21 protein-coding genes and 3 tRNA genes are annotated in these 25,033 nt (G+C 63.0%); 18 read left to right on the forward strand and 6 right to left on the reverse strand.

Annotated elements, in window-relative coordinates:
* The first annotated feature begins 43 nt into the window (after window positions 1-43).
* Genes GLW01_RS02620 through GLW01_RS02635 form a run of 4 tightly spaced genes read left to right on the forward strand, consistent with a single transcriptional unit; the run spans window position 44 to window position 3,237 of the window.
* A complete protein-coding gene (locus GLW01_RS02620; RefSeq protein WP_160898042.1) occupies window positions 44-1,327 on the forward strand; it encodes a DUF2066 domain-containing protein in 1,284 nt (427 codons plus the stop codon).
* A 9-nt stretch (window positions 1,328-1,336) separates the two neighbouring features.
* On the forward strand, window positions 1,337-2,038 hold the full coding sequence (hda, locus tag GLW01_RS02625) for a DnaA regulatory inactivator Hda (protein WP_151438999.1): 702 nt from the start codon (window positions 1,337-1,339) through the stop codon (window positions 2,036-2,038).
* A gap of 54 nt (window positions 2,039-2,092) precedes the next feature.
* The gene (locus tag GLW01_RS02630) at window positions 2,093-2,890 is read left to right on the forward strand and encodes a ParA family protein (protein ID WP_160898043.1); all 798 of its coding nucleotides are present in this window, start codon (window positions 2,093-2,095) and stop codon (window positions 2,888-2,890) included.
* 5 nt (window positions 2,891-2,895) lie between these two features.
* Window positions 2,896-3,237: a YqcC family protein gene (locus tag GLW01_RS02635; RefSeq protein WP_202405516.1), complete on the forward strand. Its 342-nt coding sequence runs from the start codon at window positions 2,896-2,898 to the stop codon at window positions 3,235-3,237.
* Here the strand turns inward: GLW01_RS02635 and thpR are convergent.
* Together thpR and nadC are read right to left on the reverse strand one after the other, a co-directional pair.
* On the reverse strand, window positions 3,234-3,818 hold the full coding sequence (thpR, locus tag GLW01_RS02640; RefSeq protein ID WP_160898044.1) for an RNA 2',3'-cyclic phosphodiesterase: 585 nt from the start codon (window positions 3,816-3,818) through the stop codon (window positions 3,234-3,236). The genes GLW01_RS02635 and thpR overlap by 4 nt on opposite strands.
* Window positions 3,819-3,889: 71 nt before the next feature.
* Window positions 3,890-4,747 (reverse strand): carboxylating nicotinate-nucleotide diphosphorylase, encoded by an 858-nt coding sequence (gene nadC, locus GLW01_RS02645; RefSeq protein ID WP_340162426.1) that lies wholly within the window; start codon window positions 4,745-4,747, stop codon window positions 3,890-3,892.
* A 127-nt stretch (window positions 4,748-4,874) separates the two neighbouring features.
* Between nadC and GLW01_RS02650 the strand changes: the two genes are divergently transcribed.
* The 4 genes from GLW01_RS02650 (at window position 4,875) to GLW01_RS02665 (ending at window position 10,949) form a co-directional block, all read left to right on the forward strand.
* Window positions 4,875-7,133 (forward strand): DUF1631 domain-containing protein, encoded by a 2,259-nt coding sequence (locus GLW01_RS02650; protein WP_160898045.1) that lies wholly within the window; start codon window positions 4,875-4,877, stop codon window positions 7,131-7,133.
* Window positions 7,134-7,208: 75 nt separating this feature from the next.
* A complete protein-coding gene (gene ampD / locus GLW01_RS02655; protein ID WP_160898046.1) occupies window positions 7,209-7,799 on the forward strand; it encodes a 1,6-anhydro-N-acetylmuramyl-L-alanine amidase AmpD in 591 nt (196 codons plus the stop codon).
* Window positions 7,799-8,689, forward strand: a complete 891-nt coding sequence (locus tag GLW01_RS02660) for a histidine kinase (protein ID WP_160898047.1) — start codon at window positions 7,799-7,801, stop codon at window positions 8,687-8,689. Before ampD ends, GLW01_RS02660 begins: the two co-directional genes overlap by 1 nt.
* Before the next feature lie 226 nt (window positions 8,690-8,915).
* Window positions 8,916-10,949, forward strand: a complete 2,034-nt coding sequence (locus GLW01_RS02665) for a methyl-accepting chemotaxis protein (protein ID WP_160898048.1) — start codon at window positions 8,916-8,918, stop codon at window positions 10,947-10,949.
* Here the strand turns inward: GLW01_RS02665 and GLW01_RS02670 are convergent.
* The 3 genes from GLW01_RS02670 to GLW01_RS02680 form a co-directional block, all read right to left on the reverse strand.
* Window positions 10,939-11,505: a cob(I)yrinic acid a,c-diamide adenosyltransferase gene (locus GLW01_RS02670; protein WP_095617498.1), complete on the reverse strand. Its 567-nt coding sequence runs from the start codon at window positions 11,503-11,505 to the stop codon at window positions 10,939-10,941. The genes GLW01_RS02665 and GLW01_RS02670 overlap by 11 nt on opposite strands.
* A gap of 46 nt (window positions 11,506-11,551) precedes the next feature.
* Window positions 11,552-14,404 (reverse strand): valine--tRNA ligase, encoded by a 2,853-nt coding sequence (locus GLW01_RS02675; protein WP_160898049.1) that lies wholly within the window; start codon window positions 14,402-14,404, stop codon window positions 11,552-11,554.
* 91 nt (window positions 14,405-14,495) lie between these two features.
* Complete coding sequence (locus GLW01_RS02680) at window positions 14,496-14,933, reverse strand: DNA polymerase III subunit chi (protein WP_160898050.1); 438 nt, start codon at window positions 14,931-14,933, stop codon at window positions 14,496-14,498.
* A 46-nt stretch (window positions 14,934-14,979) separates the two neighbouring features.
* Between GLW01_RS02680 and lptF the strand changes: the two genes are divergently transcribed.
* Window positions 14,980-16,119: an LPS export ABC transporter permease LptF gene (gene lptF / locus GLW01_RS02685; protein WP_202405517.1), complete on the forward strand. Its 1,140-nt coding sequence runs from the start codon at window positions 14,980-14,982 to the stop codon at window positions 16,117-16,119.
* Window positions 16,106-17,164 carry an LPS export ABC transporter permease LptG gene (gene lptG / locus GLW01_RS02690; protein ID WP_160898052.1) on the forward strand — a complete coding sequence of 353 codons (1,059 nt, stop codon included), beginning with the start codon at window positions 16,106-16,108 and terminating at the stop codon, window positions 17,162-17,164. Before lptF ends, lptG begins: the two co-directional genes overlap by 14 nt.
* 6 nt (window positions 17,165-17,170) lie before the next feature.
* On the opposite strand, the gene GLW01_RS02695 is transcribed toward lptG, so the two are convergent.
* On the reverse strand, window positions 17,171-17,677 hold the full coding sequence (locus GLW01_RS02695; RefSeq protein ID WP_160898053.1) for an RDD family protein: 507 nt from the start codon (window positions 17,675-17,677) through the stop codon (window positions 17,171-17,173).
* 191 nt (window positions 17,678-17,868) lie between these two features.
* Here GLW01_RS02695 and alaS point away from each other — a divergent pair, with 191 nt between their 5' ends.
* The 8 genes from alaS to oadA all read left to right on the forward strand — a co-directional run bounded on the left by alaS (window position 17,869) and on the right by oadA (window position 25,018).
* Window positions 17,869-20,499, forward strand: coding sequence for an alanine--tRNA ligase (gene alaS, locus GLW01_RS02700; protein WP_160898054.1), 2,631 nt, complete (start codon window positions 17,869-17,871; stop codon window positions 20,497-20,499).
* A gap of 112 nt (window positions 20,500-20,611) precedes the next feature.
* Window positions 20,612-21,850, forward strand: coding sequence for an aspartate kinase (locus tag GLW01_RS02705; RefSeq protein WP_151439010.1), 1,239 nt, complete (start codon window positions 20,612-20,614; stop codon window positions 21,848-21,850).
* 159 nt (window positions 21,851-22,009) lie between these two features.
* On the forward strand, window positions 22,010-22,201 hold the full coding sequence (gene csrA, locus GLW01_RS02710) for a carbon storage regulator CsrA (RefSeq protein ID WP_077530810.1): 192 nt from the start codon (window positions 22,010-22,012) through the stop codon (window positions 22,199-22,201).
* Between the two features lie 87 nt (window positions 22,202-22,288).
* A tRNA-Ser gene (locus tag GLW01_RS02715) sits at window positions 22,289-22,379 on the forward strand.
* A gap of 6 nt (window positions 22,380-22,385) precedes the next feature.
* Window positions 22,386-22,462: transfer RNA gene (locus tag GLW01_RS02720), tRNA-Arg, on the forward strand.
* A gap of 58 nt (window positions 22,463-22,520) precedes the next feature.
* Window positions 22,521-22,597, forward strand: a tRNA-Arg gene (locus GLW01_RS02725).
* A gap of 325 nt (window positions 22,598-22,922) precedes the next feature.
* A complete protein-coding gene (locus tag GLW01_RS02730; protein ID WP_151439011.1) occupies window positions 22,923-23,168 on the forward strand; it encodes an OadG family protein in 246 nt (81 codons plus the stop codon).
* Between the two features lie 56 nt (window positions 23,169-23,224).
* Window positions 23,225-25,018, forward strand: coding sequence for a sodium-extruding oxaloacetate decarboxylase subunit alpha (gene oadA, locus GLW01_RS02735; RefSeq protein ID WP_151439012.1), 1,794 nt, complete (start codon window positions 23,225-23,227; stop codon window positions 25,016-25,018).
* The last annotated feature ends 15 nt before the right edge of the window (window positions 25,019-25,033 follow it).

The raw sequence follows: 25,033 nt of genomic DNA on the forward strand, positions 1-25,033 counted from the left end.
GAGCCGACCTTTGAGGGCGAGACAGTGGACAATGGGAGTTCGGGTGGAACAGCGCATTGATCGGTTCCGGGCAGGGCTGCTGGCAGGCGGTCTTCTGCTGCTGTTGATGCTGGCCGGCCCAGCTCAGGCAGTGGTTGTGGATCGTTTGTATCAGGCGGTAGTGCCGGTTGAGGATACCGGGACGGGGGCACGGGATGAAGCTTTCCGGGAAGCCCTGCGCCAGGTGCTGCTGCGCCTCACGGGTGATCCCGCCGAGGTGCGGGAGCTGGTGCCGGTTGCCGGTGGGGACAGTGCCAGCGAGCGTGCCCTGGATGGACGCACCACCCGCTTCATTGACGCCTTCAGTTATCGGCGCAATGGGGAAGATCTGGAGCTCCATGCCACCCTGAGTGCTCCCGCGGTTGGTCAGATGCTGGCTGAGCGGGGCGTTGCGGTGTGGGGCGCCAATCGCCCCCGGGTTCTGGTCTGGTTCGCGGTGGATGATCGCGGTGATCGTGAGCTGATCCACCGGGAGAACACACTGCCCCCCTTCCTTACGGAACCCATGCAGCCTCTGGACAGGGAGGCCATTGCCGCGGAACGGGGCCCCTGGAAAGAGCCGCTCTGGGCGGAATCCCAGCGGCGCGGGTTGCCGCTGGCATTGCCCTTCCACGATGAGCGGGATCGCGCGGAAGTCAGTCTGTCCGAGCTCTGGGGGCTGTTCCAGGGACCTATAAAGGAGGCTTCCCGACGCTATCCCCATGACCTCATGGCGACGGTCAGGGTCAATCGGGCCGGTGGTGGCTGGCGGGCACGCTGGCAGTTGTGGCGAGGGAATGACCGGGTTGCGGAGGGCGTTGCCCGTGACAGCGAACGTGCCATGGTGGTGCGGCAGCTGGTGGATGCCTGGGCTGACCGGTTGGCCGGGCGTTATGCCGTGGCGCCGCCCAGGGGCGAGGACCTGCGTTCCGCCCGTATGCGGGTGACCGGTGTTGGGACACTCGCGTCCTATGCCGGTGTGCGCCGGTCACTGGCCGGGCTGGAGCCGATCCGGTCGGTGCAGGTGGACACGGTGAAGCAGGACCATCTGACTCTGGACCTGGCGTTCAATGGTGATCTGGGCGTTCTGCGTGACTACATTGGGCTTGATGAGCGGCTGGTGCTGACGGGCGGGCCGCCGGACGGTGCGGTTCCGGCTGATCCGCAGGATGACACGCTGAGGCTCTACTATCGCTGGGATGAAGAGCGGGGCAGCAGCATGCTGCCTGGCCGTGGTGAGGTGCAGGAGATCGTGCCGCTGGATTCGGCAGAGGAAACCGGAGGAAGCGGTGCCACGCTGCAGCAGTAGAATGGGGCCATGACACAGACACCTTCCCAGTTTCCCCTGCGGATCCGGCTTCGGGATGAAGCCGGATTTGCCAATTTCCATGCCGGATCCAACGGGGCCGTGGTCGAGCGGCTTCAGGCCTGGCCGGTATCGGCAGACGCCGGTTCCCTGGTGCTCTGTGGTGATGCCGGAGCGGGCAAGAGTCACCTTCTCAATGCCGTCTGCCTGGCCGCGGAGTCTGCCGGCCTCCAGCCGGTTTCGCTCAGTCTGCGCGAGGCGGCGGCACTGGCGCCGGAGGCGCTTCAGGGGTTTGAGGGGTTCGATCCCGTCTGTCTGGATGATCTGGACGGATTGCCTGCGGATCCCGCCTGGCAGGAGGCGTTGCTGCACCTGTTCAATCGTGTGCAGGATGCCGGTGGACGCCTTCTGATCGCGAGCCGACAGCCGCCGGCGGCACTGGACTGGGCCCTGCCGGATCTGGCATCACGGCTCAGGGCCCTGCCCGTGTGGCAGCTGGCCCTCCCGGACGATGATCAGCGTGCGGCCATGCTCCGGGCGCGGGCGGAAAACCGGGGGCTTGCCATGCCGGAGGAGGTGACCCGTTACATCCTGCGTCGTGCCCCCCGGGATCCGGGCCAGCTCCTGGGGCTTCTGGATCATCTGGATGAGGCCTCGCTGCAACAGCAGCGGCGGCTGACGGTACCCTTCGTCAGGCAGGTGCTGGGCTGGTAGACTCCGGATCTGCAGGGATTTCATCGATAACAGCAAAAACACAGGGGGAAAGCCATGCGCCGGGTTGTTTTCAATCAGAAGGGCGGTGTGGGGAAATCCAGTATCGTCAGTAATCTGGCGGCCATCAGTGCCAGCCGTGGTGTGCGGACACTGGTGGTTGACCTGGATCCACAGGGGAATTCAACCCAGTATCTGCTTGGCAGACCCGCGGAAGAGCTGAAGGACACGGTGGCCGACCTGCTGGAGCAGTCCATCGCCTTCCGCATCTCCAGCCGTCGCCCCGAGGAGTTCGTGCATGCCTCGGCGTTCTCCAACCTGCATGTGCTGCCCTCGAGTCCCGAGCTGGACTACCTGGAGCGCAAGCTGGAAGCCAAGCACAAAATCTACAAGCTGCGCGACCACCTGAGCCGCCTGAGCGATCTCTATGATGCCATCTACATCGACACGGCACCGGCGCTGAATTTCTACACCCGTTCGGCCCTGATCGCGGCGCAGCGCTGCCTGATTCCCTTTGACTGCGACGATTTCTCCCGCCAGGCGCTGTACAGCATCATGGGCGAGATTCAGGAACTTCAGGAGGACCACAACCCCGACCTGATGATTGAGGGCATCATTGCCAACCAGTTCCAGAGTCAGGCCAGCCTGCCGCGCCGGCTTGTCCAGGAGCTGACGGATGAGGGGCTGCCGGTGCTGCCGGTCCGGCTGCCGTCCTCGGTGAAGATGAAGGAATCCCACCAGGCGGGGCGGCCCCTGATCCACATGGCGCCGAAGCACAACCTCACGGCGCGTTTCCAGGACCTCTACGGCCTGCTCAATGGTGAGGCCGTGGACGTGGAACCGCTGGGAGCCTGAGGCGCATGGCAATGGACCGGGAACACGCGCGTCAGGCGCTGCCTGGCAGCATGAAACGTGTGGAGGAGGCATTGTCGGAGCTGGCACTGCGCAGCAGTACCTCGCCGTCGCCTGAGGCCTTTGCCAGTGTGCAGCCCTTCTGCGTGGATACCATGACCTTCCCTGAGTGGGTCCAGTTCGTGTTCCTGCCCAAGCTGGAGGGCATGCTGGAAGGCGGCGAAGCCATGCCCCCCTGGTGTGATGTGGCGCCCATGGCCGAGGAATATTTCCGGAAGCTGGAACAGGATGGCAGCCTGCTCATCGAGGCGCTCCGGCGGCTGGACGAGCTGGTAACGGCCGCGCGCTAGGTCTCCGTAGCGTCGGCCTCGTCCGGTTCCTGGGCCAGTGGCCAGCGCTCCCGCACCCTGTACACGGGACCGTGCAGGCCCTGCTCGCTTGCGTAGAGACAGACCTCGGCCACTGGCAGTTCCGCCTGCCAGGGCGTGGCTGTTATGGGGCGCGGCTTGCGGTCCCGGAAATGGGCGACCGTGATGTGTGGGCGCCACTGCTGTTCCTGCCGGGAATGCCCGAGTGTCTCTGCCAGGCCCTCCCTGAGGGTGCGCTGGAGCGTTTCGATGGTGGGGGAGGCGTAGCCTTCCAGAACCAGGTGACGGGGGCTGCCGGGATCGGGGAAACCCGCCACCTGACGGAAGTGGATCCGGCCCGGGCGCGCATCGGCCAGCAGTTCACCCACCCGTGGTATGACCTGATCATCCAGTACCCGCTGCGGGACGGCGCCCAGGAACACCAGTGTGAGATGCAGGTTCGCCCATGGGGTAATCCGCAGCGGCGGCAGGGCGTGGGTTGAGGCGTTGACCGTGGCCATCAGGGGTTCCGCCACGGATTGCCCCACTGGCACGGCAAGAAAGCTTCGGATCGCGTCGGCCACCTTCGGATCCTCCTCTGTCGCAGGCACCCCGTCTGGCCATCACTATAGACGTTTACCGTCCGTTGTGCCGTTCAGGCCTCATCCCGTATGCGCAGCGAAAGGTCCACGGCCGTGACATCCTTGGTCAGTGCGCCCAGGGAGATGAAATCGACGCCGGTTTCCGCAATGGCCGCCAGGTTCGCCTCCGTGATGCCGCCGGAGGCCTCAAAGCGGGCCTGACCACGGTAGCGTTCCACCATCCGCGCCATGCTCTCCAGCGGGAACTCATCCAGCATGATGCGTTCGGCGCCAGCAGCGATGGCCTCCGCCACTTCCGCTTCGGTTTCGGTTTCCACCTCCAGGGGCACATCCGGTGATGTCTGCCGGGCACGCTCAACGGCGGTGGTTATGGAGCCACAGCTGGCGATGTGGTTCTCCTTGATGAGAATGCCGTCGTACAGGCCGATACGGTGGTTGGCGCAGCCACCACATCCGACCGCGTATTTCTGGGCGATGCGCAGTCCCGGCAGGGTCTTGCGGGTGTCCAGGAGTCGTGCCCCGGTATGCGCGATAAGGTCTGCATAGGCGCGACAGCGCGTTGCCACACCGGAGAGCGTCTGGAGCCAGTTGAGCGCGATGCGTTCGGCGGTGAGCAGGGACCGGGCAGGGCCGGTGATGGTGAGGAGGTGCGAATCCGCGGCGACCCGCTCCCCCTCACTGCAGTGCCAGACCACGCTCAGGCGCGGGTCCACCTGCCGGAAGCACTCATCCACCCAGGGTCTGCCGGCGACCACCGCCTCATGACGCACAATGACCCCGGCTTCGACCACGCGCGCCGGATCAATAAGGGCGGCGGTGCGGTCACCGGAGCCTTCATCCTCGGCAATACTGGCGGCGACATCGCGTGTCACGGCCTGACGCAGTGTGGCAGCGGGGATCGGGTTCATCATGGTCTGGCCCTTGCTGGCGGTGGTCACAAAAGGTGACAAATTCTGACACAGATTGACGCGCTCCGACTCTATAGTGGAACCGTTGAAAATCCAACCGGCGTTTCGCTGAAGTTCGGGAGCCAGACAGATGAGTCGTGGAGAGAATGTAGTCACCCTGGGTCAGTCCGGGGAAGGGCGCCAGCTGCCATCCCCGCTGATCAGCCTGCGCGACAGGGCGGCGGTCCGTTTCCGCACACTGCTTGACGCTTTCTTCGACAGCGCCGATGACGCGCTGTTTGATCTGTCCGAGCGCTCACGCTCCAATGCCGAGCAGACCACCTACTTTGATGCCATGCGTGAACTGCGCATGCAACGCAAGTCCATGACTCTGGCCTTCCAGCAGTGGCTGAGCCGTGCCTTCAATGAAGGTGGCCACTTCGAGCCCGCGCCGGGCCGGCACAGCGAAGGGGAGTCCGACCTGGAGTCGCTGTCGCTGGTGGAAGACGACGACCTGGAAGAGCAGGTGGCGGTGGACAATATGATCCAGCGCATCCGCAACCGCTACACCGACCAGGTGGAGCTGCTGCGCCAGCGGGTGGCGGAACTGTTGCGGAACCCGGAGCTGGCGTCCTCGCGCAATCCCCTCGGGCCGGAAGTCATCTGTCACGGCCTTGCTGAGGCCTGCTCCTCGCTGTCCATCGATATACGCTCCCGGCTGGTGATCTATAAGCTGTTCGACAAGCTGCTGATCAACCAGCTGGACAACCTGTACACCGAGGCCAATCAACATCTCAGCGATGAGGGTGTGCTGCCCAACCTGAAGAATCCTATGCCGCAGCGTCAGCGCCGCAACACCAGTCAGGGTGCGCCGGCCGGCACGGCAGGGCAGACCAGCAGCGGCCCGGCTTCCGGTGACGGGGCCGAGCAGTCCAGTGGCACCGACATCCGCAGCCTGATCGAGATGATGCATTCGGGCGGTGGCCAGGGCGGTGGCATGCCGTCCGGCTCCATGGGTGCCGGCCAGGGCTTCCCGGTCATTGGCGCGGGGCAGGGGGCTACACCGGTGCAGACATCCGAGCTGGTGCAGATGCTCTCCGGTGTTCAGCTCTCGGCCGAGGCCTCACAGGCGGGTGGTATGGTTCCTGTTGTTCAGGGACTGGTTAACAGCAATGATCGCAATGTGCGCCAGGTGGATTCGGACGTGATCAACCTGGTTTCCATGCTGTTCGATTTCATCCTTGAGGATCGCCGCCTGCCCGAGACGATGCAGGCACTGATAGGCCGGCTTCAGATTCCCATGGTCAAGGTGGCACTGGTGGATCCGGCCTTCTTCGAGCGTGGTGGTCATCCTGCCCGTAAACTGCTCAATGAGCTGTCCTCGGCGGCGCTGGTGTGGAACGAGGGCAACGACAGCAGCCGTGATCCGCTCTACGAGAAGATGGAATCCGCGGTCAGCCGGATCCTGAATGAGTACAGCGATGACGTGAGCGTCTTTGAATCCGTTCTGGACGACTTCACGGCCTTCATGGAGAAGGATCGGCGGCGGCGTGAACTGGTGGAGCAGCGCCTGCGCGATGCCGAGGAAGGGCGCGCCCGGGATGAGCAGGCCAGGGCCGAGGTGGAACGTTTCCTGAGCGAGGCACGGGCCCGGTACACGGTGCCGGAGAGCCTGCAGGGCTTTCTGGAGAGTGCCTGGTTCCGTGTGCTCAAGTGGCATTACCTGCGCGAGGGTGATGAGGGCGAAGGCTGGAAGGCGCAGTGCGAGCTGACCGACAGGCTGCTCTGGAGCCTGGACCCAGCACCCTTCCTGGCCTCCACCCGCTCAGTGTTGTTGCGTGAAATCCCCGGCATTGTGCGAAGCGTGCGCGAGAGCCTGGAAAAGATCGGCTGGGATCCCTTTGAAACGGACCGCAGCCTGCATCAGCTTGAGCTGGTGCATGTGGATGTGCTCCAGCGCCTGAAGACCGCACCGAAGGAAGAAGCGCCGCAGGAGACCACCGGCGGCAGTGAGCTGGATCTCACCAGCGAGGCGCCCCCAGGCCTGGCCGAAGCGTCCGGTGATGAGCTCGCTGCGGAGCAGCCGCTTGAAGCGCCTGCCGAGGTCGTGCCCGAGCAGCCCGAGGAAGAAGCCGAGGCGGTGACGCCCCCGGATCTGAGCGTGGGGGCCTGGCTTACATGGCAGCCCCCTGAGGGCAGCCCTGTGCGCTGCAAGCTGGCGGCGGTCATCCGCGCCACGGGCAAGTACATCTTTGTTAACCGCAACGGCGCCCGGGTGGTGGAGTACATGATGCCGGAGGTCAATCAGGCCCTGGCTGATGGCACCCTCGAGATGCTGGATGATGGCCTGATCTTTGACCGCGCCCTGGAGTCGGTCATCGACAGCCTGCGCCAGGGGCAGACCGCCTGAGGCTTCGGGCTCCCTCTTGCAAAATATGGCCACTGTGCTTCACTGCCGCCTGAACCCGCGAGTGAGGCAAGCGCATTGGCCAGTGATCCTGTTGAATTCCTGACGCCCAACCCGGAGGGATGGCTGCCGGCGGCGCACCCCAGGCCCTCGGACAACCACGATGCCCGGCCTGCAGAAGCCGGCGTTTCGCTGCTGGTGATTCACGGTATCAGCCTCCCTCCCGGTGAGTTCGGTGGCGACGCCATCGAGCGCCTCTTCTGCAACACCCTGGACTGCAGTGAGCACCCCTGGTTTGAGCGGCTGCGTAACCTGCGTGTATCGGCCCACCTTCTGATCCGGCGCGACGGGCAACTGGTGCAGTTTGTTTCCCTGCTGGATCGGGCCTGGCACGCCGGGCGTTCCTGTTTCAATGGCCAGGCGGAATGCAATGACTTCGGCATTGGTATTGAGCTGGAGGGCGCCGATGACACGCCCTATACGGAAGCCCAGTACGACCGCCTGATTCCGCTGGCCCGGGGCATCATGCGCAGTTTCCCGTCTATTACCCCGGACCGGGTTGTGGGGCATGCCGACATTGCGCCGGAGCGCAAGACCGATCCGGGGCCCGCCTTTGACTGGCTGCGGCTCCGGCGGGGCATTGCACAGACGGCAGAGGGACTGAGCTGATGCGTCTTCTGGTGATTCTTCTGGCCTGGATGCTGCGCCGGCAACTCGATGCCCGCGGCTGGCTGGATCCGGGGTACTGGCAGAGGCGGCTCCTGGAGCATGCGCCGCCGGAGAAGGACGGGGGGCGGGGTACGCTGCGCTGGCTGCTGCCCCTGTACGGACTGCTCGTTGTTCTCACTGGCCTGCTTTCATGGGGGACAAGTGGTATCGCCGGGGGGCTCTGGGCAAGCCTGCTGGCGCTCGCACTGCTGGTGGCCGGTACCGGTATGCCGGGCTGGCGGGCACCGCTCAGGGCCTACAGTGCGGCCTGGCGCACCGGGGATATGCAGGCAGCCTGGCATCATGTCTCGCCACTGCTGCCTGTGGAGCAGCGGGGCGCGGCACTGGCGCCGGAACAACTTCACCTGAGCCTGTGCGGTGCGCTGATCCAGACCACCTTTGAGCGCTACTTCCTGCCGCTGTTCTGGTACGCTCTTCTGGGCCCCGCCGGGGTGGTACTGATCCTGGTCGCCCTGATGCTGCGCGACCACTACCCCTCCACCAGAGTCCGCGCCCGCTTCGGGCGCTGGGTTCACTGGCTCGCTGTACCGCCGCGCTGGCTGCTGTCATTCAGCTTTGCCCTGGCGGGAGACTTCTCCGGCTGGTCGGGTGAACCCCGTAATCGCCGTCCCCGGCGGACGGACAGCTGTGGCGAGGTGCTTCTGATCGCCGCCGGCAGCGCCCTTTCAAGCTACGCCCTGGATCCTGCCCGCTTCCAGGCCCATGACCCGGATGGCTGGCCGGATTACGGTCACAGGAGTCTGCTGGCCGTGCGTCATCTGCTGAACCGCAGCCTGCTTGTCTGGCTGGCGGTTCTGGCTGTGCTCGCGCTCATGGGGGTTCTGCCCTGAAGGCTCAAGATCCGCGGGAAAAAGTCGTTAAACAGCCCATGGAACTGACGGATCAGGCTTGTCCCGGTGCATATCTGACCTAGACTTCCGGGCACGGAATGATTCAGAGGCTACTGTGAATCGAATAACGCCGCATCGGAGTGCGGCACACAGGCGATAGCGCCGGCAGGATCCAGGGCCGGCCTGCCAGTACGACTGGTGTGTTTGAACGCTCGGAGGGCGTACCGTGAAGAAACTGCTGACCCCCGCCATTCTGCTGATGAACAGGCTGAAGTTTGTCTACAAGTTCAGCCTGATCAGTGTTCTGTTCCTGATCCCTATAGCGGGACTGGGGTATCTCCTGGTGAGCCAGCTGAATGCCTCCATTGATGACCTGAACAAGGCGATCGATGGTACAGAGGCGGTTGCCGAGGCCAATGACCTGGTGCGCAGTGCCCAGCGCTTCCGCGATTACCACACGGTGGTGCGGGTGCGGGAGCTCGAAGGCGGACTCCGGGACAAGTCGCAGCAGGCCAGGGCGGCCGTTACCGAGCAGCTGCAGGTACTGAGCGACTATGCGGATACCCTGGATAACGGGGATACCCTGAAGACGCAGCTGGATGAGGTGACCTCGGCCTGGACCCGTATGCTGGAGGAGGATCAGTACCTGCAGACCCCTGATCGTCAGTTCAATCTCTACGACCGTTTCTTCCAGAAGACACTGGCGCTGCGCAACACGGTGCTCCAGGTCAGCGGGCTGGGGCAGGATCCGTCCAACAGTGTGCAGATGCTGCTGGAACTGGTCATCAATGGCATGACGCCGGTCGCCGATGAGATGGGCCAGGCCCGTGCCTTCGGCCTTCATGGCCTCAATGAGGGACGGCTCTCGGGGCCGCTCAGTGAGCGGATGAACGGCATCTATGACAGCCTCACCAACGTCAGCAACCAGCTGCAGACGGCCTTCGACCTTGGTTTCGATGCGGCACCCGTCATCGGCCAGCGTTTCACACAGGACGCGGAGCGGCTCAGCAAGGCGCCCATCGAGATCCGTGACCTTATGGAAGAGGAGGTGATCACTCCCTTCAGGCTTGAGTTTCCGGCGGAGGAGTATGATGTCCGTGTGTCCGAGTCCATCGGTCAGCTCTATTCCGTGGGCAATGACATACTCGACGCCATCCGGGGCCAGCTGCAGGCGCGTCTTGCCAGTGAACGCCAGCAGCGGACCATCATCTTTGCCTCCCTTGCGGTCGTTCTTCTGATCATTGTCTGGCTGTATACCGGTTTCTATTACTCAGTGCGCTCCTCCATCCGCAAGTTTGCGGATTCAGCCCGCCGTGTGGCGGATGGCGACATGCGGGTGCAGCTTGAACTCAACAGCCGGGACGAGCTGGGCGAACTCAGCACCGAGTTCAACGGCATGACCGAGAGCATCCGCGAGCTGGTGGAATCCGTGCGTGAGACGGTCAACCGGGTGGATCAGCAGGCACGGCGCGTAAACGAGACAGCCACCTCCAATTCGGATGCCGTCTCCCGCCAGATGCAGGAGACGGACCAGATCAATGATGCCATGAAGCAGATGGTGGATACGGTCCAGGAGGTGGCCCAGAGCTCCCAGCAGGCTTCGGATTATGCCAACGAGGCCGATTCCGAGGCGGATCAGGGGCGTGCCGTGGTAAGTGATACCGTGCAGACGATCAACCGGCTGGCGGATGAGATCAAGGGCTCAGCGGACGTCATCAACCGGGTCAGCAACGACAGCGACAGCATCAGTCAGGTGCTGGACGAGATCAAGGCGATCGCCGAGCAGACCAACCTGCTGGCCCTGAACGCGGCCATTGAGGCGGCACGGGCCGGGGAGCAGGGGCGCGGCTTTGCGGTCGTGGCGGATGAGGTGCGTTCGCTGTCACAGCGCACGCACAAGTCCACGGAAGAGATCGAGGAGATGGTCGGGCGGCTGCAGTCCGGCGTGAAGGACGCCGTGAGTGCCATGAACAACAGCCATGAGGTGACCAACGAGACGGTGACCAAGTCCAGTGAGGTGACCGAGGCACTGGAGAATATCGTCAGCGCCATTTCCCGGATCGTGGATATGAGTCAGCAGATCGCCCAGGCGGCGGAGGAGCAGTCCGCGGTCGCCAACAACATCAACAGTAATGTCGAGACGATTTCCGAGGTGGGTCGCGAAACGGCGGGCAACGCCGAAGAGACCCTCTCCGCAAGCCGTGAGCTATCGGACCTGACCGCCTCACTGCACGAACAGGTCGAGCGCTTCAGGGTGTAGGCTTGCTCATCTGCTGGTCCCAGAGCACTTCCGCCGCGCCCTCGCGGCGGGCCAGCACCCGGGAGGCGACGAACAGGAAGTCCGAAAGCCGGTTGAGATACTGGCGGGCGTCCGGGTTGATGGACTCCTCATGACCAAGCGCCACCGTAATCCGTTCCGCGCGGCGGCATACCGCCCGTGCCATATGGCACTGGGCCGCGGGCATGGACCCACCGGGCAGGATGAAGTTCTTCAGCGGCGGCAGGTCCTGGTTCCAGTGGTCGAGGGTGCTTTCGAGCCAATCGATGTGACTGTCCGCGACCACGCGACTCCCTGGAATGGCAAACTCGCCGCCCAGATCGAAGAGGTGATGCTGAACCCGTTGCAGCACTTCCTTCAGTTCCGTTTCCTCGCTGCCGAGTGACTCGATCAGGATGCCCATCTGAGCATTGAGCTCGTCCATGGTGCCCATGGCTTCGACCCGCAGACTGTTTTTGGCGATGCGGTTGCCATCGGCGAGACCGGTGGTGCCGTCATCGCCGGTGCGGGTGTAGATCTTGGAGAGGCGGTTGCCCATGCGTCCGTCCGTTTTCCGTCGTGACTGATTCCCGGGATACGCTGTCTTACAGCGCCCGGATCTGTTCCAGCTGCTCGTTCAGCCGCTGGCGCTGGCTTTCCGCATCCTCCAGCTTGGCCTTTTCCTTCTCCACCACCTCTGCCGGTGCCTTTTCGACAAAGCCGGCATTGCCGAGCTTGCCGCCCAGGCGCTGGATCTCCTTGTCGAGCTTTTCCAGCTCCCGGCTCAGGCGCGCGATCTCTTCATCCTTGTCGATGAGGTTGGCCATGGGCACCAGCACTTCCAGCTCGCCCACCAGCTGTGTGGCGGAGAGCGGGGCCTCGCCGTCATCGACCCAGTCGATGCTTTCAAGCTTGGCCAGGGATTTCAGGAAGGTCCGGTTGGCCTCCATGCGCTCACGGTCCTGTTCGTCGCCGTGGCGAAGGAGCACTGGCAATGCCCGGGCCGGGGAGATGTTCATTTCGCCACGGATATTGCGCACGGCCAGGATCACGCCCTTGAGCCACTCGATATCCGCCTCGGCGTCGGCATCCTCCAGGTTGCGGTCCGGCTCCGGATAGGCCTGGAGCATGACCGTTTCGCCGGTCACGCCGGCCAGCGGGGCCACGCGCTGCCAGATTTCCTCCGTGATGAAGGGCATCAGCGGATGGGCCAGCCGCAGTACCGTTTCCAGAACCTGCACCAGGGTCCGCCGGGTGCCACGCTTGTGCTCGGCGGATTCATTGTCGTCGTAGAGCACTGGTTTGGAGAGCTCCAGGTACCAGTCGCAGTACTCGTTCCAGAGGAAGTCGTAGATGCTCTGGGCAATACGATCAAAGCGGTAATGGTCGAAGAAGCTGTTGGTTTCCTCGATGCAGGTCTGGAGGCGGCTCAGGATCCAGCGATCGGCCAGTGACAGCTCCAGAGGTTCGCCCGAGGTGCCGCAGTCTTCGCCTTCCGTGTTCATCAGCACGTAGCGGGCCGCGTTCCAGAGCTTGTTGCAGAAGTTCCGGTAGCCCTCGAGGCGCTTCATGTCCCAGTTGATGTCGCGGCCGGTGGTGGCCAGCGCCGCCAGGGTAAAGCGCAGGGCGTCGGTACCGTGGGCCTGGATGCCTTCCGGGAATTCCTCGCGTGTGTTTTTCGCGATCTTTTCGGCCAGCTGCGGCTGCATCATGTTGGCGGTGCGCTTGGCCACCAGGTCCTCGCTGCTGATGCCGTCGATCATGTCCATGGGGTCAAGCACGTTGCCCTTGGACTTGGACATCTTGTTGCCGTGCTCGTCACGGATCAGGCCGGTCACATACACCTGCTGGAACGGAACCTGGGGTGTGCCGTCCTCGTGCTTCATGAACTGCAGGGTCATCATGATCATCCGGGCGACCCAGAAGAAGATGATGTCGAAGCCGGTGACCAGCACCTGGGTGGGATGGAAGGTGCGCAGGCGCTCGGTATCTTCGGGCCAGCCCAGGGTGCCGAAGGTCCAGAGTGCGGAGCTGAACCAGGTGTCCAGTACGTCCTCGTCCTGCTGCAGTGTGCAATCGTCGGACAGGCTGTATTTGCTGCGGACCTCGCTTTCGGTGCGACCCACGTAGACGTTGCCGTCATCGTCGTACCAGGCCGGGATGCGGTGCCCCCACCACAGCTGGCGCGAGATGCACCAGTCCTGGATCTCGCGCATCCAGGCGTAGTACATGTTGGCGTACTGCTCCGGCACGAACTCGATATCGCCGTTCTCAACGGCCTTGATGGCGGGTTCGGCGAGGGGCTTGGTGGCCACGAACCACTGGTCCGTCAGCAGCGGTTCAATGATCAGGCCGGAACGGTCGCCGCGCGGGACCTTGAGCGTGTGGTCATCCACACCCTGCAGGCGACCTTCCGCCTTCATGGCTTCCACGATCTTCTCGCGGGCGTCAAAGCGGTTCAGGCCCGTGAAAGCCTCCGGCATGGTGCCGTTGAGCTCATGGTTGGGCGTGCCGTCGGCATTGAAGACCTCGGCCTGCTCACGGATGCTGGCATCCGGCGTGAGGATGTTCACCAGTGGCAGACCGCAGCGCTGACCCACCGCGTAGTCGTTAAAGTCGTGGGCGGGCGTGATCTTGACGCAGCCGCTGCCCATCTCCGGATCGGCGTGCTCATCGCCCACGATCGGGATGTCGCGTTCCACCAGCGGCAGACGGATGGTGCCGCCGATCAGGTGTTTATAGCGTTCGTCCTCCGGGTTCACCGCCACGGCGGTATCACCGAGCATGGTCTCCGGGCGGGTGGTGCCGACCACCAGGTAGTCAGCCCCTTCGGAGGTGGTCTGCCCGCCGTTGATCGAATACCGGAAGTGCCAGAAATGGCCCTGTTCCTCGGCGTTCTCAACCTCGAGATCCGAGATGGCCGTGTGCAGTTTGGGGTCCCAGTTCACCAGGCGCTTGCCGCGGTAGATCAGGCCCTCGTCGTACAGCCGCACGAAGACTTCCTGGACGGCGCGGTAGAAGCCGTCGTCCATGGTGAAGCGTTCATGGTCCCAGTCCACCGAGGTGCCCAGCCGGCGCATCTGGCTGGTGATGGTGCCGCCGGACTGCTGCTTCCATTCCCAGACCTTGTCGATGAAGGCCTCGCGCCCGAGGTCATGGCGTGTCTGGCCTTCGTCACTGGCCAGGTTGCGTTCCACGACCATCTGGGTGGCGATGCCGGCATGGTCACTGCCCACCTGCCAGAGGGTGTTGTCGCCCTTCATGCGGCGGTGACGGATAAGCGCATCCATGAGCGTGTGCTGGAAGGCATGGCCCATGTGCAGGCTGCCGGTCACGTTGGGCGGCGGGATCATGATGCAGAAGGGATCGCCCTCGCCGGAAGGCGCGAAATAGCCGCGCTCTTCCCAGGTCCGGTACCACTGGTTCTCGATCTTTTCCGGCTGGTAGGTCTTGTCCATGCTTGTTCGGCCCGGGTCTGCTGGTGTGGGTTAAGGCATTAAAGGTTAACAGACTCGCGATTATACATGGTGGTCCGTCACCGGCGAACCGTCAGTCCCGCTTGCGGAAATCGTGGACCTGCGGGGTGATGCCCAACTCACGCAGCTGCCGGTACTGGGCGCGTGCCCGCTGGAGGCTGTCGTCGTCATTGCTGGCGATCAGAGCAAGGCGGGCAAAGCCATCTGCCGTGGCGGGGAGGCTGGGCGCGACGATGATCAGCGTGTCCCAGTCCGTGGTTGTCGGCTCGCATTCCAGTACCGCCACGGGTGCGTCCGGACGCTGGTCGCTGCTCCGGAGCCGGTCATGGGGCAGGAAAGCCTCCGGGCGGAAGGACCAGAGCATCCCGTCCAGCGCTTCGGCGGTCTCCGGGTCATCACAGAAAAGGGCTACCCGGTCACCATCCTGCCAGGCTTTTTCCGCCAGTCTCGCCGCGTGCAGCAGGCGGGCGTCACGGCCGGAGCCGGCCAGGATGTGGAACCAGTGACTCATGGTGTCTTCCGGGGTTGGCTGTCATTGCTGCTACAGGTTATCTAGAATGGCCCTTCCTGTCAGGCGATGCGAGACGCTGGGACTGCCTGTGTTCATCATTTTCCGGTACCTGGGCCGTCAGGTCCTGACCACCATGACCGCCGTTGCGCTGGTGCTGCTGCTCATCTTCATGAGTGGCCGCTTCCTGCAGTATCTGGCGTCGGCCGCGGAAGGCGAGTACGCGGCCAACGTCATTTTCATCGTCATGGGCTACCGCCTGCCGGAATTCCTTGAGCTTATCCTGCCGCTGAGCTTCTTCCTGGGAATCCTGCTGACCTATGGGCGCATGTACCAGGAGAGTGAGATGACGGTGCTGACCGCCTGCGGGGTCAGCGAGCGCCAGGTCCTGTTCCTGACACTGGGCCCCGGTCTGCTGGTGGCCTGCCTGGTGGGGGCCATGAGCCTGTGGCTGACGCCGGCAGGGATCCAGCAGGTCGACCGTATCTTTGCGGAACAGGCCCAGCGCACGGGCTTCGAGATGCTGGCGCCGGGCCGTTTCCAGGAAATGGGATCGAACGACCGTGTCACCTATACCCGGGCCATGAGCGATGACAAGCAGACCCTGGAAGGGGTTTTCATGGCAGAGGGGGGTGACGACGGGCGCTTCACGCTGATGAAGGCGGTTGAGGGAACCCAGATCGTCGAAGGCGATGGTGAGCGTTTCCTGGTGTTGCATGAGGGCGTCCGTTTTGAGGGGCGCCCGGGCGGGGCGGAATTCGATGCCATGACCTTTGAGGATTACGGGCTCAGGATCGAGTCGCCCGGGGGCGTGAGCTCAGGGGGGTCCCGGGAAGGGCAGTCCACACTGGCGCTCATGGCGTCTGATGCACGTGCCGACCAGGCCATGGTCCACTGGCGTCTGTCTCTGCCGCTGCTGGTTCTGGTGATCACGGTCCTCGCCATTCCGCTGAGCCGGGTGAATCCACGCCAGGGCCGTTTCTTCCATCTGTTGCCGGGGATTCTGGTGTTCATCAGTTATCTGGGCGTTCTGATTCTGGGGCGGGATGCCATTGCCTCGGGTCAGGTTCCGGCCAGTGCGGGGCTCTGGGCTGTGCATGGCGCCTTTCTCGCCCTGGGTGTGGCAATGCTGGGGTGGCCTGCAATGCGGCTGCGCAGGGCTGCGGGGGTGCGCCATGCGTCTGATTGACGGCTACATCATGCGGGTGGTGGCCGCCGCCATCCTTCTGGTGCTTCTGGTGGTGCAGTCACTGGATTTCGTGTTCGCCTACATCGCGGAGCTGGAGGATACGGTCAACGACTACCAGGCGTGGGAGGCTTTCCTCTTCATGCTCTATACCCTGCCACGGCGGATCTATGAGTTTCTGCCGCTGGCCGCATTCATGGGGGCCCTGGTGGGCCTGGGACAGCTGGCGAACAATTCCGAGCTGGTGGTGATCCGGGCCGCTGGCGTTTCGCTGGGGCGTGTTACCTGGTCCGCCATGAAGCCGGCGCTGGTGGTGGTTGTAATCAGCCTGCTGATCGGGGATTTTGTGGCCCCGCCGCTGGAGCAGGCCGCCCAGAGCAACAAGGCAGTCGCCCGGCACGGAGGGCAGGCCGCGGCAACCCATGGGTTCTGGCACCGCGAGGACGATGTCTTCATGCATTTCAACACGGTGCTGCCCAATGGCGAACTCCATGGCGTTTCCCTGTTCCGTTTCGGTGAGGACGAGTGGCTGGAGGAGGCCCTCTATGCCAAACGCGGGGAATACCAGGGCGATTACTGGCTGCTGCACGATGTGAGCCACTCCCGGATCCGGGAGCAGTCCGTGAGCACGGAGGAGCAGGACACGTTCCGGTGGGAGAATGGCCTCTCGCCCGATGTGCTCAGTGTTCTGACCGTGAGGCCGGATCGGCTGGCGATCAGTGGCCTCTATACCTACGCCACCTATATGGAGAACCAGGGGCTGAATGCCAGCGACTACTGGCTGGCGCTCTGGAAGAAGACCCTGCAGCCGCTGGGGACCGCCGCCATGGTGCTGCTCGCCATTTCCTTTGTCTTCGGACCGTTGCGTTCGGTCACCATGGGGTTCCGGATCTTCTGTGGGCTGCTGGCCGGGCTCGGCTTCAAGTACACCCAGGACCTGCTTGGGCCCATGAGTCTGGTCTACGGCTTCAGCCCCGCGCTGGCCACCATCGTGCCGATTGCGATTGCCGGGAGCATCGGTGTGGTGCTGCTGCGCCGGGCAGGATGACGCCGTTTACTGCTTTTTGTTCCTTTTCGGCAGCTGCACCGTGCGGCTTCCCGACAGGCGATCCGTCCAGCTCCGGTGCTGCGGGTCCAGCCACTGCCACAGCCAGCCAAGCCCGAAGGTTGCCCAGCTCAAAACGCCTGCAACGATCCTCAGTAAAGCCTGGCTCCAGCTGACCACGGATCCGTCCGCGTTCTCGACCCGGATCCGCCAGGTCTGCATGCCCAGCGTCTGGCCTGCACGGCGCCAGAAGAACCCAAAGAACAGCCACAGGCTGCCGGCCAGCACCAGCGTCAGTACCGGATCATACCCGATGCTGCCCCCGGGCTCCGCTATGGTGGCGTAGCGGTCGCTGAAAAGGCCGATGTTGATCAGCAGCTTGTGCAGGCCGGTGTAGACCGCTGTGACCACAAAGACCAGCGCAATGCACAGCAGGCTGTCATAGAGCATGGCCATCAGCCGGCGCCAGATCGGGGCCGGAGGGTGCGAGTCGGAGGTTGCGGGGGCGCTGTTCATCAGGGTCACGGCTGTTGCTGGAGGTGGTCGGTATTGTACCGGCTCAGGGCTGGCGCGGCGAGGCGGCGGGTTGCCCGCGGCGTGATGCGGTCCCCGTATGGCGCGTTCCCCGGCTTTTTTCGGCTGTGTTAGAGTGTCGCCTTCAGAGTCAATGCAATCCTCATCACCAAGAGAATGGGTCCGAGTCCGCTATGAAAACAGCCGAGCTGCGCAGTGCGTTTCTGGAGTATTTCCGTCAGAACGGCCACACCATTGTTCCCAGCAGTTCGCTCGTGCCGGCGGACGACCCAACCCTGCTGTTCACCAACGCGGGCATGAACCAGTTCAAGGACGCCTTCCTGGGGCGCGAGGACCGGGGCTACACCCGTGCGGTTTCCTCCCAGCGCTGTGTGCGCGCCGGCGGCAAGCATAATGACCTCGAGAACGTGGGCTACACGGCGCGTCATCACACCTTCTTCGAGATGCTGGGCAACTTCAGCTTTGGCGATTACTTCAAGCGCGACGCCATCAACTTTGCCTGGACCTTCCTGACTGACCCGCAGTGGCTGGGCCTGCCCGCGGAAAAACTCTGGGTCACGGTCTATCAGACCGATGAGGATGCCTACCGGATCTGGAATGAGGAGATCGGGGTGCCCGCGGACCGGATCATCCGTATCGGCGACGAGGACGGCGTGCCCTACAAGTCCGACAACTTCTGGTCCATGGGTGATACCGGCCCCTGTGGTCCCTGCTCCGAGGTCTTCTACGACCATGGTCCGGACGTGGCCGGTGGCCCGCCCGGCAGTGAGGATGAGGACGGCGACCGCTACATCGAGATCTGGAACATCGTCTTCATGCAGTTCAACCGCACTGCCGATGGCGTGATGCATGATCTGCCGAGCCCGTCCGTGGACACCGGCATGGGCCTTGAGCGCATCGCCGCCGTGCTGCAGGGCGTGCACAGCAACTATGAGATCGACCTGTTCCAGTCCCTGCTGGGGTCGGTTTCCGAACAGCTGGGGGGCGTGGACAAGGATCAGGCATCGGTCTGTGTGGTCGCCGACCATATCCGTTCCTGCGCCTTCCTGATTGCCGACGGCGTGATGCCCTCGAACGAGGGGCGCGGCTTCGTGCTGCGCCGGATCATCCGCCGCGCGGTCCGCCACGGCAACAAACTGGGTGCCACCGGCCCCTTCTTTCACAAGCTCATAGAGCCGCTTGAAGCGCTGATGGGCGAGGCCTATCCGGAGCTGACCCGGGCACGCCCGCAGATCGAGAAGATCCTCAAGCAGGAGGAGGAACAGTTCGCCCGGACCCTGGAAAAGGGCCTGAGGCTGCTGGAGGATGATATTGCCCAGCTCAGCGGCAGTGAGATTCCCGGAGAGACTGTCTTTACCCTCTACGACACCTACGGCTTCCCGGTGGACCTGACCAACGACATCGCCCGGGAGCGCGGCCTGACGCTGGACCATGAAGGCTACGAGAAGGCCATGGAGGCGCAGCGTGAACGCGCACGGGCGGCGAGCAAGTTTGGCATGGACTACAACGCCGGGCTCAGCCTTGACGGCCAGACCGATTTCACTGGTTACGGCAATTTCGAGGACGAGGGCGAGGTCCGGGCCGTGCTCGTTGATGGTGAGCGCCGTGCTGCGGGCGTGGGCGAACGGGCCGTGGTGGTGCTGGATCGTACGCCCTTCTACGGCGAATCCGGCGGCCAGGTGGGCGATACCGGTGTGCTGAGCTGGTCCGGCGGCCGTTTTGAGGTAGAGGACACCCAGAAAGAGGATGGCCACCATCTACACATTGGTCGGGTCGTCGCCGGTACGGTTGAGCCGGGTATGGCCCTGCATGCCGAGGTGAACGGTGAGCGCCGGGCCCATACGGCGCTCAACCACTCCGCCACCCATCTTCTGCACGCAGCCCTGCGGACGGTGTTGGGCGAACATGTAGCCCAGAAAGGCTCGCTGGTGAATGCCGAGCGGCTCCGCTTCGACTTCTCCCACTTCGAGGCGGTAACCGGCGAGGAGCTGGCGCGTATCGAGCGGATGGTCAACGAACAGGTCCGCGCGAACACGGCAGTGGAAACCCGCGTCACGGATATGGATACGGCGAAGACCATGGGCGCCATGGCGCTTTTCGGTGAGAAGTACGGAGACACTGTCAGGGTGCTGTCCATGGGAACAGAGGGGTTCTCCATCGAGCTCTGCGGTGGCACCCATGTTGAGCGCACCGGCGATATCGGCCTCTTCCGCATTGTTACGGAAACCGGCATTTCCTCCGGCGTGCGCCGCATAGAGGCGCTGACCGGTGAATCGGCCCTCGCCCATGACCGCGAGCAGGAGGCCCGTCTCGGGCGCATTGCGGCGCTGGTCAAGGGAGCGCCTGAATCTGCGGTCGAACGCGTGGAATCCCTGGTGGAGTACAATCGCCAGCTGGAGAAGGAAGTGGAGCAGCTCAAGGGCAAGCTTGCCAGTGCCGCCGGCAGTGATCTTGCGGACAGCGCCGTGGACGTCAATGGCGTTAAGGTGGTGGCTGCAGACATGCAGGGAGCCGACCGCAAGGCCCTGATGGAAACCGTCGACCAGCTCAGGAACAAACTCGGCAGCGCCGTGGTGCTGCTGGGGGCTGCGGCCGAAGGCAAGGTCACACTCGTGGCTGGCGTGACCAAGGATCTCACTGGCCAGCTCAAGGCGGGTGACCTTATGCAGGCCATTGCACCGAAGGTCGGCGGTAAGGGTGGTGGCCGTCCTGACATGGCACAAGGGGGCGGCAGTGACCCGGAGGGCCTGCCCGAGGCGATTGCCGCCGTGGAGAACTGGGTGCGCGAGAATTCAGGGGGGTGAGGGCCTAAGGGCTATCCCTACCTGTACAGCCGCCCAAACAGGGCTATAATTCGTCCGGCGCTAGCAGTGAACCGGGATTCATTTAATCCGTTCGGACAAGGAATACGCACGCATGGCGTTGTACGTAAAAAAATTCGGTGGCACGTCCGTCGGTTCGGTTGACCGCATCGAGGCGGTTGCGGATCAGCTCCAGGCCGCCCGTGAGGGCGGGGATGACGTGGTGGTTGTGGTTTCGGCCATGAGTGGTGAGACCAATCGATTGATTGATCTGGCCAACCAGGTGATGGACGATCCGGATCCGCGCGAGATGGACGTCCTGGTTTCGACCGGCGAACAGGTGACCATTGCGCTTCTGAGCATGGCCCTGCTCAAGCGGGGTGTGGATGCGCGCTCGTACACTGGGGGCCAGGTCCGCATCACCACGGACAGCTCCCACACCCGGGCCCGTATCCAGGACATTGACGAACACAATATGCGTGGCGATCTGGATGCGGGCCGAGTGGTGGTAGTGGCCGGCTTCCAGGGTATGGACGAGGAAGGTCACATCACCACCCTTGGTCGTGGTGGCTCGGACACTACAGCCGTGGCGCTTGCGGCTGCGCTCAAGGCCGACGAATGCCATATCTACACCGATGTGGATGGCGTCTACACCACGGATCCGCGGATCGTGGACGGTGCTCGCCGTCTTGAGACCATCACCTTCGAGGAGATGCTGGAGATGGCCAGCCTGGGCTCCAAGGTGCTGCAGATCCGTTCCGTGGAGTTTGCCGGCAAGTACAACGTACCGGTGAGGGTGCTTTCCAGCTTCAAGGAGGGCCCCGGAACCCTGATCACCTTTGATGACGAGGATGATATGGAAAAGCCAGTGGTCTCGGGCATCGCGTTCAACCGCGATGAAGCCAAGCTGACGGTGGTGGGTGTGGCGGACGTTCCCGGCGTTGCTTCACGCATCCTCAAGCCGGTCAGTGATTCGGGTGTCGAAGTGGACATGATCGTCCAGAACGTCGGGTCGGATAACCGCACCGACTTCACGTTCACGGTTCACCGGAACGACTACCGTCAGTCGCTGGAACTTCTGGAGAACCTGGGGCGTGATCTCGACGTACAGGCTGTACAGGGCGACGAGCACATTGCCAAGGTATCCATTGTAGGTGTGGGGATGCGCTCCCATGCGGGCGTTGCCTCAAGGATGTTCGATGCGCTTTCCGCTGAAGGCATCAATATCCAGATGATCTCGACCTCCGAAATCAAGATATCGGTGGTGATCAACGAGAAATACCTGGAGCTGGCAGTGCGCACGCTGCACAGCGCATTCGGCCTTGAAGAGGCTGAAATCCGGGAAGAAAGCTGAATAATCATAACAAAACATGACTGGCGAAAACGCGTGCAGGCTCCAATAATTAGGAAGCCGAACTGAAAACGACACGGGGGAGCGTCTCGCGACTGAGCCGGAAGGGGCAGTGGGGCGTATAACCGGAAAGCGGTTAAAACGGAACAAGGAGTTTGGGAAATGCTGATTCTGACACGTCGCGTCGGCGAGACACTCATGGTCGGTGATGAGGTGACTGTGACCGTTCTCGGCGTCAAGGGAAACCAGGTGCGTATCGGCGTGAATGCGCCGAAGGAAGTGGCCGTGCACCGGGAGGAGATCTATCAGCGCATCCAGCAGGAGCAGGACGAGGACGAGCCGGAACGCGAGTGAATCCGGTCCTGTGCGGCGGCTGCCATGAAATTTCGCGTCAACCCTATGAAAACGCGTCACATATGGTAGTATACGCCGCGTTCCAAAGGAGAGGTGGGTGAGTGGCTGAAACCAGCTCCCTGCTAAGGAGCCGTACGCATTGCGCGTACCGAGGGTTCGAATCCCTCCCTCTCCGCCATTACTTGCGGCTGTAGCTCAGCTGGATAGAGCACGTGGCTACGAACCACGGGGTCGGGGGTTCGAATCCTCCCAGCCGCACCAGATTCAGGACTGATGCCAGAGTGGTATCAGTCTTTCTCAGAAAAACCTGCCTGTATAAGCGGCTGTAGCTCAGCTGGATAGAGCACGTGGCTACGAACCACGGGGTCGGGGGTTCGAATCCTCCCAGCCGCACCAATTCAAAACTCTGCCATTCAGTATCAGAACCTGTTCAATCAGACTGAGCAGTAACGTATTGCTGGGCGGTGAGAATCGTCGTCTGTGATCCTGACTGTAATACGCCTGCCATCTTCCTTTCCTGTCCGCCTTGGCTGGAACGACTTGCGGTTTATCAATCCTTAGCTTGCAATCATCTGAATTTGTGGGTATAAAACGCGGCGCTGCGGCTGGGCGACGGGGTTTTTCATTGCCCGGCGGAGCGAGAAACTGTAAATTGTGGCAGATTTTGCGAAGTCTCTGAGTCGGTTTCGCAATCAATGAATCCCGCTTAAAGGTGATTTCCATGGATGAAGTGATGCAGGGGGCTGTGGACCTGATGCTGGTTGGCATGGGGTTCGTGTTTTCCTTTCTGATCATTCTGGTGTTCGTCACCATGCTGATGTCCCGCATTGCGGGCCGCATCGCGCCCCCGGAGCCACCGCGCCCCACGGGTGGCGGATCAGGGGGTGCTGATCCCATGCAAGACCCGAAACTCAAGACGGCCATTTCCGAAGCTGTTGCCAGGCACCGGGCTCGTCGCCGGCAATGAGCTGCCGCGCGTAAGCGCGGCCGGGAACCCAATACGAGATAAAAAAGGTCAGAACGATGACAGATAGCAAACAACCGCTGGGGATCACGGATCTGGTGCTGCGTGACGCGCACCAGTCCCTGTTCGCGACCCGCATGCGACTGGACGACATGCTGCCGATCGCCGAGAAGCTCGATCAGGTCGGCTTCTGGTCGGTGGAATCCTGGGGCGGCGCCACGTTCGACTCCTGCATCCGTTATCTGGGTGAGGATCCCTGGGAGCGGATCCGGGAGTTGAAAAAGGCCATGCCCAATACCCGCCAGCAGATGCTGCTGCGGGGCCAGAACCTCCTTGGTTACCGTCATTACGCGGACGATGTGGTTCGGCGCTTTGTGGAACGTGCTGCCGAGAATGGCGTGGATGTCTTCCGGATCTTTGACGCGATGAACGACCCGCGCAATCTGGAAACCGCGATCCAGGCCACGAAGGAGACCGGCAAGCACGCCCAGGGCACCATCTCCTACACCGTAAGCCCGGTCCACACCATTGAGATGTGGGTGGATCTGGCCAAGAAGATCGAGTCCATGGGCGCGGATTCCCTCGCGATCAAGGACATGGCCGGGCTCATGAAGCCCTATGTCTGTTACGACCTGGTGAGTCGCCTCAAGAAGGAACTCGATATTCCCATCCAGTTCCATTCCCATGCCACCACCGGCATGTCGACCGCCAGCATCATCAAGGCGGCCGAGGCGGGTGTTGACCGGGTGGACACCGCTATTTCCTCCATGAGCATGACCTACGGGCACTCACCTACCGAGTCCGTAGTGGCCATGATGCAGGGCACCGACCGCGAAACCGGTCTGGATATCGAGCTTCTTGAAGACATTGCCAAGTACTTCCGCGAAGTCCGCAAGAAGTACGCCAAGTTTGAGGGCTCGCTGCGCGGTGTGGATTCCCGCATCCTGGTGGCCCAGGTGCCGGGCGGCATGCTTACCAACATGGAAGGTCAGCTCAAGGAGCAGAACGCCAGCGACAAAATGGACGAGCTGCTGTCCGAGATCCCGCGCGTGCGCGAGGATCTGGGCTACATTCCGCTGGTCACGCCGACCTCCCAGATCGTAGGCACCCAGGCGGTGCTGAACGTGCTGACCGGCGAGCGCTACAAGTCCATTTCCAAGGAAACCTCCGCCGTGCTCAAGGGTGAATACGGCGCCGCCCCGGCGGACTGCAACAAGGAGCTGCAGCAGAAGGTGCTGGAAGGCGGCGAGCCGATCACCTGCCGTCCGGCTGACCTGATCGAGCCCGAAATGGAGCGTCTGACCGACGAGCTCCGTCAGGAAGCGAAGGACAAGGGCTTCACCATTGCTGAGAACGAGGTGGATGATGTCCTGACCTATGCGCTTTTCCCGCAGATTGGTCTGAAGTTCCTGGAGAATCGCGGTAACCCGGAAGCCTTTGAACCGGTACCGACCGGCGAGGAAGCCACCAAACCGGCTGCGCCCGGTGAGCCCGAGACCTATACGGTCACGGTGGAGGGGCAGTCCTATGTGGTGGAAGTTGCCGATGGTGGCGACATCACCAACATCCAGCCCGCGCAGGGCGGTGGCCAGCCCCAGGCTGCGGCCGGAGGAGGCCAGGCGCCAGTGCCCGCGGGTGGGGGTGAACCTGTTTCCGCGCCGCTGGCCGGCAACATCTTCAAGGTTCATGTGAGCCCCGGCCAACAGGTCAATGAGGGCGATGTGCTGATCATTCTCGAGGCCATGAAGATGGAGACCGAGGTAAAGGCGGATCGTTCCGGTACGGTCGGCTCCGTTACCGTCAAGGTCGGCGACAGCGTGGCCGTTGGCGACGAACTTCTGACTCTGGGATAAGAAGGGCTGTACGGC

The organism is Vreelandella halophila, assembly GCF_009856365.1.
GTDB classification, from domain to species: domain Bacteria; phylum Pseudomonadota; class Gammaproteobacteria; order Pseudomonadales; family Oleiphilaceae; genus Halospina; species Halospina utahensis_B.